The sequence below is a fragment of the Mesorhizobium sp. WSM4837 genome (genome assembly GCF_055811435.1).
The window spans coordinates 20,385-36,242 of sequence record NZ_JBVVQE010000070.1; the positions used below are offsets into that span (position 1 = coordinate 20,385).

11 protein-coding genes and 7 pseudogenes are annotated in these 15,858 nt (G+C 62.0%); 5 read left to right on the plus strand and 13 right to left on the minus strand.

The genetic code is table 11. The annotated features are described in order from the left end of the window. Window positions 1–19: 19 nt before the first annotated feature. Window positions 20–658 (plus strand): annotated as a pseudogene (locus AC0L3D_RS29510) (IS6 family transposase). Between the two features lie 18 nt (window positions 659–676). Here the strand turns inward: AC0L3D_RS29510 and AC0L3D_RS29515 are convergent. Next, a pseudogene (locus AC0L3D_RS29515) lies at window positions 677–833 on the minus strand (carnitinyl-CoA dehydratase); the annotation flags it as partial. 424 nt (window positions 834–1,257) lie between these two features. On the opposite strand from AC0L3D_RS29515, the pseudogene tnpA reads away from it, so the two are divergent. Then, window positions 1,258–1,497: pseudogene (gene tnpA / locus AC0L3D_RS29520) on the plus strand (IS200/IS605 family transposase); the annotation flags it as partial. Window positions 1,498–1,652: 155 nt separating this feature from the next. Here the strand turns inward: tnpA and AC0L3D_RS29525 are convergent. Next, a pseudogene (locus AC0L3D_RS29525) lies at window positions 1,653–2,378 on the minus strand (IS1380 family transposase); the annotation flags it as partial. Between the two features lie 73 nt (window positions 2,379–2,451). Between AC0L3D_RS29525 and AC0L3D_RS29530 the strand changes: the two are divergent. After that, window positions 2,452–2,559 (plus strand): annotated as a pseudogene (locus tag AC0L3D_RS29530) (IS5/IS1182 family transposase); the annotation flags it as partial. 185 nt (window positions 2,560–2,744) lie between these two features. Here AC0L3D_RS29530 and AC0L3D_RS29535 read toward each other — a convergent pair. Next, on the minus strand, window positions 2,745–3,257 hold the full coding sequence (locus tag AC0L3D_RS29535) for a hypothetical protein (RefSeq protein ID WP_473646685.1): 513 nt from the start codon (window positions 3,255–3,257) through the stop codon (window positions 2,745–2,747). Between the two features lie 423 nt (window positions 3,258–3,680). On the opposite strand from AC0L3D_RS29535, the pseudogene AC0L3D_RS29540 reads away from it, so the two are divergent. Next, window positions 3,681–3,901, plus strand: a pseudogene (locus AC0L3D_RS29540) (integrase core domain-containing protein); the annotation flags it as partial. A gap of 656 nt (window positions 3,902–4,557) precedes the next feature. On the opposite strand, the gene AC0L3D_RS29545 reads toward AC0L3D_RS29540, so the two are convergent. The 6 genes from AC0L3D_RS29545 to AC0L3D_RS29570 all read right to left on the minus strand — a co-directional run bounded on the left by AC0L3D_RS29545 (window position 4,558) and on the right by AC0L3D_RS29570 (window position 9,196). Then, window positions 4,558–4,872: a hypothetical protein gene (locus AC0L3D_RS29545; RefSeq protein WP_473646686.1), complete on the minus strand. Its 315-nt coding sequence runs from the start codon at window positions 4,870–4,872 to the stop codon at window positions 4,558–4,560. After that, window positions 4,832–5,155, minus strand: coding sequence for a DUF736 domain-containing protein (locus tag AC0L3D_RS29550; RefSeq protein ID WP_473646688.1), 324 nt, complete (start codon window positions 5,153–5,155; stop codon window positions 4,832–4,834). The genes AC0L3D_RS29545 and AC0L3D_RS29550 overlap by 41 nt, the downstream gene beginning before the upstream one ends. A gap of 545 nt (window positions 5,156–5,700) precedes the next feature. Further along, on the minus strand, window positions 5,701–7,431 hold the full coding sequence (locus AC0L3D_RS29555; RefSeq protein WP_473646689.1) for a ParB/RepB/Spo0J family partition protein: 1,731 nt from the start codon (window positions 7,429–7,431) through the stop codon (window positions 5,701–5,703). Between the two features lie 168 nt (window positions 7,432–7,599). Beyond that, complete coding sequence (locus tag AC0L3D_RS29560; protein WP_473646690.1) at window positions 7,600–8,019, minus strand: DUF2958 domain-containing protein; 420 nt, start codon at window positions 8,017–8,019, stop codon at window positions 7,600–7,602. Between the two features lie 14 nt (window positions 8,020–8,033). Continuing rightward, window positions 8,034–8,237, minus strand: a complete 204-nt coding sequence (locus AC0L3D_RS29565) for a hypothetical protein (RefSeq protein ID WP_473646692.1) — start codon at window positions 8,235–8,237, stop codon at window positions 8,034–8,036. Beyond that, window positions 8,234–9,196: an ArdC family protein gene (locus tag AC0L3D_RS29570; RefSeq protein WP_473646694.1), complete on the minus strand. Its 963-nt coding sequence runs from the start codon at window positions 9,194–9,196 to the stop codon at window positions 8,234–8,236. Before AC0L3D_RS29570 ends, AC0L3D_RS29565 begins: the two co-directional genes overlap by 4 nt. Window positions 9,197–9,552: 356 nt before the next feature. On the opposite strand from AC0L3D_RS29570, the gene AC0L3D_RS29575 reads away from it, so the two are divergent. Continuing rightward, complete coding sequence (locus AC0L3D_RS29575; RefSeq protein ID WP_473646695.1) at window positions 9,553–10,725, plus strand: IS110 family RNA-guided transposase; 1,173 nt, start codon at window positions 9,553–9,555, stop codon at window positions 10,723–10,725. Between the two features lie 645 nt (window positions 10,726–11,370). Here the strand turns inward: AC0L3D_RS29575 and AC0L3D_RS29580 are convergent. From AC0L3D_RS29580 to AC0L3D_RS29595, 4 genes and pseudogenes are all read right to left on the minus strand, one after another. Next, complete coding sequence (locus tag AC0L3D_RS29580; RefSeq protein ID WP_473479462.1) at window positions 11,371–12,087, minus strand: DsbA family protein; 717 nt, start codon at window positions 12,085–12,087, stop codon at window positions 11,371–11,373. Between the two features lie 21 nt (window positions 12,088–12,108). Beyond that, window positions 12,109–13,396: pseudogene (locus AC0L3D_RS29585) on the minus strand (cation:dicarboxylate symporter family transporter). Window positions 13,397–13,816: 420 nt separating this feature from the next. Then, window positions 13,817–15,076 (minus strand): glycosyltransferase family 9 protein, encoded by a 1,260-nt coding sequence (locus tag AC0L3D_RS29590; protein WP_473646696.1) that lies wholly within the window; start codon window positions 15,074–15,076, stop codon window positions 13,817–13,819. Between the two features lie 599 nt (window positions 15,077–15,675). Next, window positions 15,676–15,858, minus strand: a 183-nt coding sequence (locus AC0L3D_RS29595) for a hypothetical protein (RefSeq protein WP_473646698.1), incomplete at its 5' end; no start/stop codon positions are given.

The window sequence follows — 15,858 nt, forward strand, 5'->3', positions numbered from 1 at the left end:
CCATCGTCTCCCGCCGCAGATCATCGCCCATACAGTCTAGCTCTACTACAGGTTCCCCTTGGGCTTGCGTCTGATCGAGGAAATGCTGCTGGAGCGGGATCGTGGTTTCGTATGAGACAATCCGCCGGTGGGGCATCAAGTTCGGTCCGAATTACACTCGCCGTTTGTGCCGCAAGCAGCACAGCCGAAACGATGTCTGGCACTTGGACGAGGTCCTTATCACCCTCACCGGCAGGAAACAGTGGTTGTGGCGCGCCGTCGACGAGGTTGGCTATGTGCTCGACGAGATCGTCCAGAACCGCCGCAACACCAAGGCAAGCGCTTGCTGACGCGGCTGCTGAAGAAGCAAGGCGTTGCGCCGAAGTGCATGATCACCGACAAGCTGCGCTCCTATGGAGCAGCCTGGCGGGACAGGTGATGACGGACGTCGAGCATCGGTCGCACAAGGGATTGAACGATCGGACGGAGAATGCACATGTGTCGCTGCGAAAACGGGAGCGGGCTTCCGATCGCAGGAGCACTGCAACGCTTCGTTTCGATCTTCTCGGCTCTGCGCAATCCCTTCGTCCCGTCCCGCCCAAAATGCTCCGCTCTCGCTACACATATTCACCGCCTGCAGACCATGGCGGAATGGAAAGCTGTGGCCGTGGTCAGCTGACTTCAGAGGCCGCAGGCCTCGGACGATGGCGACGCGCAAGCTGGGATCGTCGCGGAAGCCTTGAACTTTCTCCCATCAGCCGCGACGTTTTCAGGTCGATGGCGTTGGCCGTCGGCCGGTCGAGCATTACTTCGAAGATGGCGCCCTCGCGTCGGCTCGTGATGACATCAGCCATTCTTCCTTTCTCCAAGAGCCGGCTTCCACCGATAGCAAACTCGAACGCCGGAAAAATCGCGACGAAGCCCAAGCCCGGACGGTGACGAACGATAGCTCCCGACATTGGCAGCGAACAAAGTCGCCTAAAGTGAAGCGTCAGAGGTTTACCAAAAAAGCTCATCGCTTTCATCCACGCCTGCAAGCCGAAGAATTCAGTTGTTGGGGTGATTTTCGCTGACGCGGAAGCCTCTATCCAGCTACGTGAATTTCTCAAAGCAGGTGGTGCATCGGCTCTGCGAATCTGGAAACCGCTTTTGCGAGCCTGCGGGTGAGTAGGCGAATGTGGGCGACGTAGATCCAGACTTCTGCGGAAGCGATGGATTTCTCCCAATCGTGGTCAGCCTGCGGCATCCCCAGCCATGTGAATGTGCGCTCCACGACGTGGTGATGTTGGGGAGCGGTGCCGGGAGTTGCTGCAAGAGACGGCACGGGCGCACGAGATGGTGATTCACGCCAGGTCGATCAATCGCGACCATGTGCACATGCTTGTGTCGGTCCCGCCGAACCTGTCGGTATCGCGCGCCGTGCAGCACCTGAAGGGGCGCAGTTCACACAAGCTGCTGAACGAGTTCGGGACACTGCGTAAGCGCTACCGGGGCCAGCATCTGTGGGCGAGGGGTTATTAGCCCGTCTTGTTCATGACGCATGTGGGTTTGTTTTCCGCTGAGCGGTGGACAGGTGGCGGCGCGGCGTCTTTTTCACTGCGGCTGTCTCTGGACTTGTGAACGCGCTGGAGGGTGGAAGTTGTGTGGTTCGGCGGGGTCTGCTGCCCCGGCGGTCATGGTCCTGCCGGTAGCAGATTGCTGGCGATCGCCCGGAACAGACTTGCCTCGGGACAGGCGGCGGCGAAGGCCAGACGGATGCGCGAGACGGGTTCGATGACGCGAGCGCCGAGCTTGAGCAGCCTGAGCCGCAGCGTAGCGAACTCGGCTTTGCGCAGATGATGGGTCGTGGGCACCGCCTCGCGCAGGGTGAGCATCAACCAGTATGCGGCGGTGTGCAGGACAAGACGGACCTGGTTGGCAATCGATGAGCGGCAGGAGGTGCGGTCAGAGGCGAGCTGGCTCTTGTGCATCTTGATCAGGTTCTCGGCCTGGCCGCGGGCGCAGTAGATCACGTCGTAGAGGTGCTCGGCCGAGCCACTATCGAGATTGGTGACGACGAAGCGAATGTCGAGGCGCATCGCGGTTGCCTCGATGCGGGCGCAGACGCGACGCTCAAGCTTCCAGGACTTCGCCTTGTAGTGGGTCTCGGCATAGCCGCAGCACGGACTTGCGCTCGAGCGCGCGGCGCGTGCGGACGTCGTCGGCGCTCTCGTCGACGAGCCGCCGGAGAACCGTGTTGCCGGGCAGTCCGAAGAGGTAGTCGATGCCGTTGTCCTCGCACCAGGCCATGACTTGCGCCCGGCCGTAATGGCCATCGCCGCGCACCAGGATCGGGTGGTCGGCCAGCGGGCGCGGATGCGCCGCACAAGGCGGCGCAGATGGCTGCGGATCTCACCGCCTTTGTCCTCGAGGTCAACATCGCTCAGCGCCTTGACGCCGCCAAAGGATATTCGACAACAACTGCGCGCCAACCTGAATGAACGCGGCGCCGTGGCGGTCATCCCGTCCAAAGCAGACCGGGCCGGGCGCATCCCTCACGACACCGAAATGTACAAATGGCGCCATCTCGTCGAGAACTTTGCCGGACTCCTCAATCTCGTTACCGCTTTCCTCGCAATCCGATGACTGTAAACAGGCCTTAGTACTCGATTAGCGTATGAGCGAAAAAAGCTTGCAGTTTTTTCGACACGCCGCCCCTCGAAAAGTTCCATGTTCGTCTCTGGAAACAGCTGGCTTGGTCATGCGAGCTTCCCGTATGGCGGCGGCTATTGCAACCGATCGCTCTGAAGCTGCCCGCAGCCGCTCGTCGCTAGCCACCGCGCCCGCGCCAGATGGGATGTCCAAACCCGATGTGCCCGTTCCGGCTGGCGCTCTGCGTCAATGTTCAAGATGGCTCGTGCCACCTTGCACCAGTCGAGGCCCATCGCCTCCGACATCAGCAGGACGGCGTAAGTCTGAAAATGCGCCACGTCGTAAGGCGTGACCTCGGCCAACTCGGGTGTTTCATTATCGATCCAGACCTCCTCCTCAATTGGGGGCGCGTCGATGTAGCGGCCAATCGAGGCCAGGTGCACCGCAATCTGGTAACGCAGGTGATCGCGGCTCCCGTAGCGCGCATCGATTTCGCCGAGCTTCTTGTACAATCCCCTACGCTTGTCGCGCGGAACATCGGTATCGCCCAGGGAGTAACAACTCGGACCGACGGCGCAGATATCGCAGCCCGTTGCGACCACGTCCTGCACGAATGCGGGAATGTCCTTTTCTTGCATGCGCTTCATTTCAATAGGCCTCTTCTGACTTCACATTTCCTTATCACAGATCACCCAATTTGCAACCCTGCCGTGCAATCTTGGGCGCCACTGCGGCGCGCGAGAGCACCTTCCATCACAGCTCAGCCCAGTGAATCCGCCCCGCGCGCGCCTCACCCGGAGCCCCGAAGAATTATGACATCTTCCCTGTGCAGGAAGAACCGACGCGCAAAGAACTCAAGGTTTGGGTATCGCTCCCTTCCTGCCGATAGCGCAGCCTGTCGGGGCAGAATGCAAGGAAGCGAGCCCGCAAGTGTCGGAGAAGCAGCGACTTCCAGGATTGGCGCCGCTGGCACGGTTGTTGAGGCCGGTTTACCCTATCGAACACTATGCCGACCGAGGAAGATCGGGCGAAGCCGAAGCTCCGCCCGGTGGCGTTTAGCCGACCGCCGCCTCGACCACCCCCGCAGCGCCATTGCCGAATGGCGGGAGGACTTCAACACCGCGGGGCCTCATTCCTCGCTCGGCTACCGGACCCCGGCAGCCTATGCCAAGGTCATCACCGCAACCGGCTCCGACGCTGTGCTGACGGAAGGCTCCGCGCCTCCGCCGTTGCTCAACCCGCGCCAAGAGGCGTAACAGAAACGGCCAAGGCTCTAATCGCCACTGGATGAATGATCAGCGGCAGGTCTACTCTTCAGAAAAGCGGCTACGTTTCATGTCCTGGTCCTCTCGATGGGCCAAACGAACGTCAACCGGAAGCGGAGCCGCTGACCTGACTTCAGGATCGCTTGCCAACTCGTCGGGCCTTGGCTGGGAATATAAACCCGCGTCCGATGTGTATTTCGCAGAATGCCCAATGGATGACCCTCCTGGCAGCACGTTCGCCCCTGCTGCTCACGCATACCCTGCGGATTACTAGTGAACCTCGGTCTAAAAGTCTCGATATGTAGGTGCATCCCGGTTAACGATCCCGTCAGGGACCGAGCTGTCATCGAAACATAGCGGCACTCATGCTTTCACCGTCGAGACGAAGAGAAATCGCGGCTCAGTCGTGAGGTCCTGATATGCGTCTGGGGAGCGTGAACGGGCCTCAGGTTCGAGTTGAGGTTCGTTCAGCGACTCGGAACCTGCTAACTCCAATGCAGAGAGCATGTGGCGATGCCAGAAGCGCATAAGCGGCTTGCCGCCGCGCTGCCAGAGTTCGGTCTTGCTTCGGACGACTGCCGGTAGCGGCTTTGTCCTCGATTAGCATAGTGGCGCCATCGCGCGTGCGGACCACGTTAACGCGGTGGGGTTCCCACCATGTTCCGGCACGATCACTGTTCTGCTATGCCACCATCGCCGCTGTTCTGGCTTTGATCTTTTGTCTGTCAGGATGGGTCAGCATGGCCGTGCCAATCATGAGAGTCGAGTTGGAGTTTTCGCCGCTTCCCCAAGGCAGGCGATGTCCGGGCTGGAGCGCCTGCCCGTGAGCCCCCGCGGCCGGGGGGGGGGGGGGGGGGGGGGGCCCCCCGGGCGGGGGGGGGGGGGCGGGCGGTGGGGGGGGGGGGGGGGGGCGGGGGGGCCGGGGGGCGCGGGGGGGGGGGCTCGGAGCTCCGCCGTTAGTCGGCCGGGTTCCAGATGATGGCGTGGGTGTCGTCATCGTCCTGGCCGGCGGCGCGGCCGAGATTGGCGTAGAGCTTGCGCGGGCCGAACTCGGGTGCGGCGATCGACAGGCTCACATAATCCTTGCCGGATGCCTCGCCGGTCCGGACCCAGCCGGCGCCCACCTCGACCCCTTGAGTCAGCACCCGGAAGTCTGGATGGTTGTCGGCGCTCTTGGCCTGGTTGGGCACGATGTCGATGTCGGCGCGGACGCTGAGCGTCTTGAGCTGGCCCTTGTAGCCGCCATTGTCCTGCTTGGTGACGTATCCGATCGCGGTCATTTGAAAGTCTCCTCTTTGCTCTCGCCGGGGACCATTTCCCTGCGATGGCGGACCGTGATGGGCGCGTCCGGCCCGCCCGAACCGACAAGGCCGCAGCGACAGCGCAGGACCCGAGCGGACGGCTTTTTTGAAGCGAAGCGGCGCGAGGAAGCCGCCGCAGGCGGCGGGGAAAAAAGCAGTCAGCCGAGGGTTTCGGGCGGGCCGGAACCGCCCATAGGTCGACAAGCCAGGCGCAGGGAAATGGTCCTCAAAGACGACTGGGAGAGACAGGCCGCGCGATCGGCTGACACCACGCAAAGGCGGCGGGGGGCCAGGGTTGCGGTCGCTCGCTGGCAAAAAGTCCACATCGGCGGAAGTGCCATGGCAGCACTTGTCCGGCAAGCATGTCGGTGTGGCGCAGGGCTGGCGAAGGCTTCGAATTGGCGTCGGATTTGGTCTGCGGCGCGCGGCTCAAAGGCTGCGAATGTGCAGCCGGCGCCGTCCCGGGAGATGGCTGCCCAAGCGGCGGCTTTTCTAATAAGAGCCGCCGCCCGGGCTTGGTTAGATCATTCGGCCGTAAACAGCGGCTGAACACAGGCCCACTGATCGGCAGTGCGGAAGCCGCCGCGCGCTGTGTAGCTTTCGACGGGGAATTTCATCCAGCGCGGCAGCCAGCTTTCCACCTTTTCGCGCCCGTTCTCGCCGGCAAGGAAGTCGCGGATGATCTTCTTTTGCGTCTTGACCTTCTCCGAAACATTGCCGTCTGCGACAGGCTTGCCGCCGATATCGGCGAGCATGGCATTGGCGATTTCCTTGTCGCGCAAAAGCTCGAAGAACGCCTCGTCCACCTGCCAGAAAGCAGCCATGTCGACGTTCAGATGGTGCCCAAGCGCCTCGATGACGGCGCTGCCGGCTTCGAGCGTCTCGGCCATGACAAGGCTGAGAACGCGCAGGACGTCGTCATCGGAGAGCGCCAAGAGCTGTGCAAAAGCGCTGGCGAGAGCGAAGGCGTCGCCGTGGCCGTCCGCGAGCGGGCCATCGTCGTCCGCTTGCCCAATCAGCGCCAAAACCTCGCGCCGCTTTTCGGCGAAGGCGGCTTCGGCCTTGCAAGCGGCAACGCTGGCGGCGACCGTCTCGTTGGCCGCGCGCTGCGGATCGGGGCGCACCTGCCACAGGATTGAGCCGGCAATCGCATGCGCCACCATGAGGCGCAGGGCGATGGCGGGATGATCGAGCAAGGCGATGCGCACGGCGGCGTGGCGATGCAGATCGACATAGTTCTGCATCGGGCCGGTGAGTTCAGGCCGCGACGGCTTGGGCGGCTGTTCGTCCTGCTCGCCGCCCTCGTCATCGGCGCGGGCGCGGCGCGCTTCCTTGCGCGACAGCCAGCCTTCATGACACTCGACCTCGCCGCGATGCGAGACGGTGATGACGACCTTGCCTCCCTTCTTCTTCGGCGTTTTCTCGTGGTCCCATGAGTGGAAATACTGCCCCGGTTCGAGCACGGTCACTTCGCTCCAACCGGCTTCTAGATATGCGTCGCGTCTGGCGGCGATCGCCTCATTCTGCTTCAGCCAGAACAGGTCGGCATCGGCGAAATAGCTCTCCTCGCCGAACAGGTCGGAGACGATGAGGCCGGGATAATCCTCGACGGCGAACAGCGCCACCTTGGTGGAAATCGACTGGCCGCCGAACAGCCATTGTTTCAGCTGGTAACCGCGCGGGGCGTATTGCTCGGGGTCGGCATAAAGCGCCAGCCAGTCCTTCTGCTGCGCTTTCGAGGCCATGGTGAGATAGCGCACTGTTTCGGCGTCGATTTCCTCGCGGCGGTAGGCTTCGCGAATCTTGGGCAGAAGCTCGCCGAGCGCCAGAGAGCGCTTCACCATCAGCTCGGTGATGCCGAAGGTGGCGGCGATTTCGGCAATGGTGCGCCCTTCCCGGATCAGCCGGGAGAACGTTTCCCATTGCGAGACCTCGTCGGGGTCGAGGCGAGCGATGTTTTCGATGAGCGAGGCTTCGAGCGCGTCGGCGTCGTCGCCGTCCTCCATGATGGCGCAGGGCAAGGGCTCGCTCTCGCCGCGCTCGTCGGCGAGCGATTTGGCGGCGAAATAGCGTCGCCGTCCGGCGACGATTTCGAAGCTTTCCGGCGTCCCGTTGGGCCGCACCAGAAGCGGCACAAGGACGCCGCGCGCGCGAACGGACGGCAGGATATCGGAGATATCCGGCGCGCGTTTGGAATGGCGCATGTTGAGGGCGGAAATGTTGAGCCTATCAAGCGGAATATGAGCAAGCTGCATGATTTGTCTCCTTCGGTTTGGTTGAGGTTCTCCCGCCGCGAAGGCCTAGAAGGCCGGCGCGGCGGGGGCGGTTTTGGGGGGCGGCGGGGGGGGGGGGTGGGGCGGGGGGCGGCCCCCCCCCCCCCCCCGCCCCCCCCCCGCCCCCCCCCCCCGGGACGGTTTTCGCGCCTAGCGGCGCGTCTGTTCCGCCGTGTCAGGCGGAAGCTCGGAATGGGGGTTTGCAAGCGCGTCCGCTGCCTGCCGCAGCAGCCGCTCGTCCTCGGTGATGTGACGAGCATGACGCGCGGCCTCAGCGTAGACGGAGAGCGGAAACCGCGCCTGAAAGAAGAGGTCGCGCTCGATGCCGAGGCCAAGCCGGCCCTTGACGCTTTGCAGTTCGGCAAGGCTGACGCTGCCGAGTTCGGGAAAGCCGAAGCCGAGATCGCAAAGGCCGAACAGCGTGTCGCCGTCCGCATCGAGTTCGCTCAAGAGCCAGGTCGCGGGCCCGGTCGGATCGAACAGTTTTACCACCGGAACCTGGTCGGTTTCGGTGTCGGAAGCGCCATTGGCGAGGAGACGGGCGCAAAGGTCGTCGGTGATCAGGATCATGGGGAAACTCCTTGTCAAAACAGGTCGAGTTGGTTGCGCGCGCACTCATCAAAGAGGCCGATGTCGAGCGACTTCTGCGCCTTGCGCGGCCGCATTGGCGCGTTCATGAGAAGCGCAAGGCGGTCGCGCGTGGTGACGGGCCGGACACCGGGAATGAGCGTCTGCTCGCCTTCCGGTGTCGTCTCGGTCGGCAGCGCGTGGGGATCACGCGCGCTCACGCCGCGATCTCCTCACGGTCCGAGCCTTCAGCGCTGGGCATAGAGCCGAGCAGCAAATCGGCGGCTTTCGAGGCTTGGCTGGCGGCGCGGAAAATGGCGCGGTTGTCCTCGCGCAGCACGGCGAGCCATGAGCCGATGTAATCGGCATGGCGCACGGTCGGCTCGATAGCGAGAGAGCTGCAGACGAAGGCTGCGCAGATTTCCGCGACCAGTTCCTCGCGCGCATAGGCCTTGGAGCCGAAGGAGCCGGAAAGGTCGCGCGCAAGCCGGGTTGGATGGCCGCTCCAGTGGCCAAGCTCGTGAAAGCAGGTGCGGTAATAGTCGATCTGGTGGAAGAAAGCGGGCTGCGGCGGCACCTGAATGAAGTCGCTGCCCGGCATGTAGAAAGCGCGATCGCCGCCGATGCGGAAGTCAGCGCCGCAGCCATGAATCAGCGCCTCGGCCTGCGGGACGATCTGACGCTCGGGCAGCGGTTCGGCGGCGGCATGGAGATGTTCGGGCAGGTTGTCGCATTGCGCGACATTGAAGACGGTGAAGCGCTTCAAAAAGGGCACGGCCTGCGGTTCGTCGCCATCCGTCTTGGCGCGTTCCTTCTCGTCCTTGGGAACAAAGCGGTCAGCGTGAACGATGGTTGTGCCGCGTTCGCCCTTCCTGACATTGCCGCCAAGGGCAAGCGCCTGCCGGAAGGTCAGCCAGTTCTGGCTGGCATACCCGCGCTCGAAGACAGCGCCCCAAAGGATCAGGATGTTGATGCCGGAATAGACGCGACCGGTGGCCGCGTTGCTGGGCAGGCCGAGGCCGGCCTTTGCGCTGCCCCATGGCTTGACCCATGGCACGGTGCCGCGCTCGAGCTCGGCGATGATGCGATCTGTGATTTCCTGATAAAGGCTGGCGCCCGTGCGCCCGCCCCTGCCAGCGCCAGCCTCTCGGCCACCGGAACGCTTGTATTTTGCACCCATGGTCTGGTCCTCCGCTCTTTTAATCCCGCGCCCTCCCCGGAAGATCCCATGGGCGGTGGAGGCAGCGCTCGATCCCGATCTCGCGTGCCTGCCCCCGTGAGTGGGGTGGGCGGCAGAACGCGACTGGCTTGGCCCGCTGAACGAGGCAGGCCGCACCCGAAGGGCCGGAACGGAGTGGAGGATGTGAGCGGAGCGAACATTGCGGCCTGCCGCAGCGGGCCTAGAAAGGAGCGTCGCCCACCCCGCGAGCGGGGGCAGGCAACAACCAAAACCACATCGCGAAGCGATGACTGCAGCTGCGATCAACTCGCTTTGGCCGGCGTATTGCTCATGAACAACTTGGAGGGATAGAACACATGAAAGCTGAAAACGTGACTGAGATTGAAACCGATGCGGTCCATACGACACTCGGCGCTATCTTCCTGTCCCTGGAACTCAGTCGCTCGAGCTGGTTGGTGACAAGCTTGTTGCCGTGCAACGGAGAGAAGATGTCAAAGCGCGTCGTCAAGGCAGGCGATACGGCCGGATTGTTCGACCTTATCAGCCAGTTGAAGTCGACGGTTCGGCGCAGAACGGGCCGTGACGTGCCGGTGATCGCAATCCAGGAGGCTGGCCTGGACGGCTTCTGGATACATCGGATCCTTGAGCGTGGCGGTATCGAAAGCCATGTGGTTGATGCAGCATCCATTGCCACGTCACGCAGGAAGCGCCGGGCGAAGACGGACAAGCTGGATGGCGAGACCCTCCTTCGCGCCCTGCTTGCCTACAAGCGCGGCGAGCCGCGGGTATGCGCCATGGTCGTTCCGCCTTCGCCCGAGCAAGAGGACCGAAAGCGCAACAGCCGTGAGCGACGCGCTCTCATCGCGGAGCGGATCAAGATCGTGAACCGGGTCAAGGGGCTCTTGTTCTCGCAGGGCATCGTTGGATTTGAGCCGCTGAAGCGGGACCGCCGCACTCGACTGGAAGAACTTAGGACCGGAGACGGTCGTGAACTACCGTCGAATCTCAAAGCGGAGATTGTCCGTGCACTGGACCGGATCGAGCTCGTGCTTCGGCAAATCAAGGACGTGGAAGCAGCGCGTGACGAAGTGGCTCGCAATGAATGCGACCCATCAAAAGTCGCCAATGGTATGTCGATGCTCAAGCAACTGCGCGGCGTGGGAGCGGACTTTGCCGAGGTGCTTTGGTCCGAGGGTCTGTATCGCGAATTTGCGAATCGAAGGCAGCTTGCCTCCTATGCCGGTCTGACGCCGACACCGTGGCAAAGCGGATCGATCAGCCGGGAACAGGGCGTATCGAAAGCGGGCAATCCGAGGCTGAGGACCGTGATGGTGCAATTGTCGTGGTTCTGGCTTTTGCATCAACCTCGATCGGCTTTAGCACAATGGTTCCAGGAGCGGGTCGCGCTCGACGGTGGCAGGCGCCGGAAGCCGGCAATTATTGCGCTCGCGAGAAAACTTCTGATCGCGCTATGGAAGTATGTTCATCATGGTGCTGTCATTGAGGGCGCTGTCATGAAGCCGGCATGATCAACGTACTCTTTTCCATCCGCCGGGATTGATCGCTCCCGGCTGATCCTGGGCGAACGAACCTCCCACCCCACTTGGCCTAAAATGCCGTCCGGAAGATTGGTCGCGTTCCCCTGAGCCTTACCGACGAAAGCGGGATGTTGGTGCAGCTGCCACAGCGCAGCGACCGTATGTGAGTTTGGACCGGTGTTATCACCGCGCCAAGACGACAGGCTCGGACCTAGGATCACAACGCATTGAGGTAGATATGCGAAGACAGCCTTGACGACAAAGTCCCCATGTGAGCGGGGTGGGCGGCGAAAGCGACCGGAAAGGCCCGACGTCCAAGGCGGACCGCATCCGAAGGACCGGAACGAAGAGGAGGACCCGAAGCGCTAGCGAAGGGTTGCGGGACGCCGCGGCGGGCCTAGAAGGGAGTGCCGCCCACCGCGCGCCACCGGGGAAGGCCAAACCAAAAAGACAGCGCCGCCCGAAAGGGCGGCGACCGTCACAGCCCGTAAGGGCTGCCTGCGCCAGGGGGCGAAGCCTTATGGCCGAGACCGCCTGAGCTTGCCAAAGAAAAGCGGGCTCGGTTCACGAGCACCCGGCGCGCGCCTTCAGGCGCGCGGGCGCTCAGGACTCTGGTCCCGAGAGCAGTTGATGCGGTCAAAATGCCCATTTTGCAGCTGTGGAAGACTGAACCTTGGCGTTTGCGCGCACATCGGCGATGCAGCTTCGCAGCCCGGCCGTCTCTACCACCCCGGCTATCACTTCGTCGCCGACCACCAACGCCGGCGTGCCGGTGATGTACAGCTCGTTCGCGAGCGCGCGATCGCGTGCGATGGCTTCGGTGATGGCCGGGCCTTCCATATCCCGCTTGAGCTGCTCAACATCGAGGCCGACACGTGCCGCAATGACTAGGGTGGTTCTTTGGTTCACCAAGCCAGGAAAAGCAAAAAGGGCGCGATTAAACGCCTCATATTTTCCCTGTTTGTGGGAGGCGAGCGCCGCACGCGCGGCGAATTCGGAAGCAGGTCCCAGGACCGGGAGCTGTTTACGCACAATCCTCAGATTGGGATCATGCTTGAGGGCTTGCTGGAGAATGAGGTCCATTTCCTTGCACAGCGGGCAGTTGTAGTCGAGGAATGAGGCCAGGGGGACGTCGCCCTGCGGATTGCCGGCGACTGGCGAGGCGAGGTCGTTGAGGAGTGCGTCGCGATGCTGCGGAATGAGTATCCTCAAGTCCGCCGCGAGCAAGGCGTTCATCTCCGAGCCGTTGCAGGTCGTCAACCTATCTGGCTGTCGCCTTAGCGTTCCCAGCACGGACAGGGCGAGGACTAAAAAACCGATTACGGCGACAAGGACGGCGTTTTGCTTTGACATGGGTCGGGCTCCAATCAGCCGTTAACGGGGCAGCAACGGCTGGCCTTTTGGCGTGAAAGTTGGTCGTCGCTTTGGATCGCTTGCCCGGCACTTCCCGCAGTATCGGCAGTCGCGGGGAGGCTCACAATGTCGATGCCGGCGCCATCTGGCGATTGCTTTATGACGGCTTCGCTCCAATGGGCTGACTGCAATAGCCGAGCGGCGTTCGCGAGTTGCCAGCCGAGACCACCGGTCATCACGCCGGGCGATCTGCCCTTCAACGAACGCCCGAGCAACGAAGGACCCGCTCGTGAGAGCCTTTGCCAATCGTCCATCATCCGGCTCGCCTGCTCCGGGCGACAACGAGCCTTCCCACTGCGTTGCCGAGAAAAATGGTCAGCACACGGCACTCCGACAGAAAGTGGTCGACGCGAAGAATAAGCGTCGCGCCGGCAGCTGGGGCGGTCGGAACGACAAAGAGCGCCGCAGCCAACGTGAGGAGGCCCGCACCGGTAATGCGAGTTGTTCCCTTCGAAGAGAGCAAGGCGACGAACAGCAGCAGGATCCGACAGCCGATCGACAGATCCGTGTTCGTCGCCTGGGCGAGGAAGAGGGGGGCCAGCGTCATGTAGATATTGGTGCCGTGCAGATTGAATGAATATCCGGCCGGGATGCCGAGGCTCACGACCGAACGCCTGGCGCTCGGCCCTTCGACGGGCGCGGCCCTCATCAGAATGCCGACCAGCTTGAACACCGGCGCAAGGAGCGCCTGAAGCAAAGAAAGCACAGGCTTGCCGGTGTCGCCGACCATCGCCAGGGCGATGCCGAACAGCACCGAGAAGAACAGGACCTGCATGATGTCGCCTTCGGCGAAGGCACCAACGATTGACGGCATCAGCAAGCCGGTCACGAACTGCTCGTGGATCTTCGCCGCATAGCCCTTCACGGCCTGAGCATCGAGCGAGGCTGGATCGATGTTGAGGCCGGCACCCGGCTGAACGACATTTGCGACAATGAGACCGACAATCAATGCGAGGCTCGAGAAGGTGAGGAAATAGATCATTGCCTTGCCGGCGACCCGGCCGACCTTCTTGAGATCGTTCATGCCGCCGATGCCGGTCGCAATTGTCAGGAAGATGACAGGCGCGATGATGATCTTCGCGAGCCTGATGAAAGCATCGCCGAGCGGCTTCAGAGCCTCTCCGGTCGCCGGATAGAAAAAGCCAACAGCGACGCCAAGGGCGACGGCGGCAAGCACCTGAACGTAAAGCCGCGCAATATGGGGCTTACGAGGCCCGGCGTTCGCGCTGTGGACTTGTGGAGCTAACACCGTTTCTCTCCCTGCCGGATCGGGTCGGGCTCTTCCTGCTTCAAGGCCTCTCATGGCGGCGCTCCGGTCGAACGCTGCTGCCATCTCGGGCGCAAGTGCCGTGCCAAGCAGCGGCGGCGCGATAACGCGCAGGACCTCTCACGCAGTGCCGCATTCGCCGCAGCCGCGTGCCCTCTTAAAAACAAGGGCAGACCGTCGGCGGACATGCGGCCTGGCAGCGGCCGAAAGGTCGTCGAGGCAACCTGTTTGCCTTGGTGGCTGCGATCGGGATCTAGATGGTCGACATCTGGCTATGGCTATGTCCAAGCCATCGCCCAGTCGGCTGAGCTTGTCGGATATCAAACACCGCTGTCGACAGGGGATCGCTACCGCGATCCGTACAGTCTGGCGCTCCACAGATGGAGTTATCGACCGGCCGGGTTACGGCATGGGCCCTGAGCTGCCTCTTCGCGCGCGATCGTCGTTCTGGCCGCACCGCCCGCGAGCCACAATAAGTTTGTCCCGCCCCTTACAATAATTCATCAAGGCGTCTACCTCGGCAATCACCAGATCGGGCGTGATGTCGAACTTGCAGCGGACTTTGACCGGACAGCGCCGCACTTTGTCCAGACCACATCCCCGACATTCAATAACGCTCATAAGCATGCTGACCAGGGGACCACGGAAACCCCAAATTTCCGGTAGATGTGACGCGGTGAAAATTCCCACAGTAGGGCGGCCAAGCTGGGCAGCGACATGCCCAGTGCCTGAATTGTTCGACACCACGAGCGCGGCCGAATTCATGAGATGATTGAATTCCAATTCTGACAAGTCGACAGCCGTTCGAATCTCCGCGGCTCCACGGTCGCGGGCTGTCATCGCGACCTCCTCAAGCGCTTCCCGGCTTTCGCCACGGCCGACGAGGATCACCTCACTACGGGTAGAAAGAGCAGCGACAAGTTTGCCAAAGTTTTCGATCGGCCAATCGCGCAGGCTGGAATTCGAAAACGGAGCCACGACGATCGGGGACTTGCCTTCTGTCGAACTCTGTCGGCGGCCCGCTTCACTTTCTGCGTCGAAACAGGCCGCTGCCTTTGCGACCAGAAAGAGGAGGATTTCCGACACATGCTGGAGACGTACCTGCTTACGGTCAACGAACCAATCAAGCCATGTGCGAGGGAATTTGTCGGCGATCCCTATTTTTTGGGCCAGCTTGTAGAAGATGGTTCTGCGCAATTTCAGATCGAATGGCGCTATCGCAATATCGATCTGATGCATTCCGTAAGGATCAACTATCGCCGCACGATGCCTGGCGGGGACTTCGAGCAAAATGGGCCGTGTCTCATCCGGGACACGCATATCAATGGCAAGATCAAACTCGCCGGTCAGCAGCGGCCGTATGTCGGCCGGTTTCTTGCGGGTATCGACCTTCGGGTTGCGAGGAAAGAAGTCAAAAGCAACGTAATCGTCGGCGAGGTTGAACTGTTTTGCAGTGTCGATGTTCCAGCTTCCGACCACCAGCGTAATGTGGGCTTGCGCAAAGCGCTGACGCAGGTCCATCAGGGGCGCTAGAGACATCCAAAAGTCCCCGACACGATCAAGCTTAAGCGCCAAAATTCTCATCTTGGCGCTTGACTGTTCCGACTCCTCCCAGCTGCGGTATATAATTTGATTGGTGTCGCGCTTTGTAAAGTATCCCATTGCCATTCCGAAGGTTATACGTACAACATTGCTTGCTAGTTATGTCTGTGTAGGTTGGATTGCTTCCAGTCTTATCCGCGTTGACAAATTAACGCGGCAAACGACTCTGAGACGACTGGTGGTTTGCAGTGTTCGCGGCTGCGAGTGAAAGAGGAGTTCCGGCGTCAGCCCCGGTCAGTCCGGAAGCTTTGCCGACCAGCGACGGCAATGACGGGCGCAAAGATGGGCTGTCGAATTTCTTTGCGGGAAGAGGCAGGTGCGGACTGGCCTGAATGAGTTAGGCCTAGGTGACGCCGGCCGTTCAACGGTTCTGAGAGGGGAAAGACTCCGCTAACAAAGAGAGGTCGGACAATTCGAAATCGTCGGCCTGCTGCAACTCATTCCCAGGACAATTTCCAGCGCACGTCTGAGCTCATGCAAAGCTTCCCCTTTCGGGTTCCTTTTCACGCGACAGAGGCAGGGACGGTCGATGCGTGTCCGGTGCTGAGGTCAATGCGAGATTCCGGAAGGTTGAGAAAATCGTTTGTTTCGATGAAGCCCATCCACGCCATGGATGGATGGCTGCCAAAGGTTGCGGCCACAATACAGCGTAGCGGTAGCTAGCCGCTCCGGTGCGCGCTCACTTTCGAAGCGCCCAGCACCATCTCGGCATCGAGCACCTCAGGAAGTACCCGGCAGGGGGGGGGGGCGGGGGGGCGCGGGGGGGGGCCGGCCCCGCCCCCCCCCCCCCGCCGCCCCACCCCACGCGACCCCCAAAACCCACGAACACAACCCCCACACCC

Excerpts from the sequence above, each read along its gene's own strand:
- AC0L3D_RS29535 (WP_473646685.1), bottom strand. The coding sequence starts at position 3,257 with ATGAAGCGCATGCAAGAAAAGGACATTCCCGCATTCGTGCAGGACGTG.
- AC0L3D_RS29545 (WP_473646686.1), bottom strand. The coding sequence starts at position 4,872 with ATGACGACACCCACGCCATCATCTGGAACCCGGCCGACTAACGGCGGA.
- AC0L3D_RS29550 (WP_473646688.1), bottom strand. The coding sequence starts at position 5,155 with ATGACCGCGATCGGATACGTCACCAAGCAGGACAATGGCGGCTACAAG.
- AC0L3D_RS29555 (WP_473646689.1), bottom strand. The coding sequence starts at position 7,431 with ATGCAGCTTGCTCATATTCCGCTTGATAGGCTCAACATTTCCGCCCTC.
- AC0L3D_RS29560 (WP_473646690.1), bottom strand. The coding sequence starts at position 8,019 with ATGATCCTGATCACCGACGACCTTTGCGCCCGTCTCCTCGCCAATGGC.
- AC0L3D_RS29570 (WP_473646694.1), bottom strand. The coding sequence starts at position 9,196 with ATGGGTGCAAAATACAAGCGTTCCGGTGGCCGAGAGGCTGGCGCTGGC.
- AC0L3D_RS29575 (WP_473646695.1), top strand. The coding sequence starts at position 9,553 with ATGAAAGCTGAAAACGTGACTGAGATTGAAACCGATGCGGTCCATACG.
- AC0L3D_RS29580 (WP_473479462.1), bottom strand. The coding sequence starts at position 12,087 with ATGTCAAAGCAAAACGCCGTCCTTGTCGCCGTAATCGGTTTTTTAGTC.
- AC0L3D_RS29590 (WP_473646696.1), bottom strand. The coding sequence starts at position 15,076 with ATGGGATACTTTACAAAGCGCGACACCAATCAAATTATATACCGCAGC.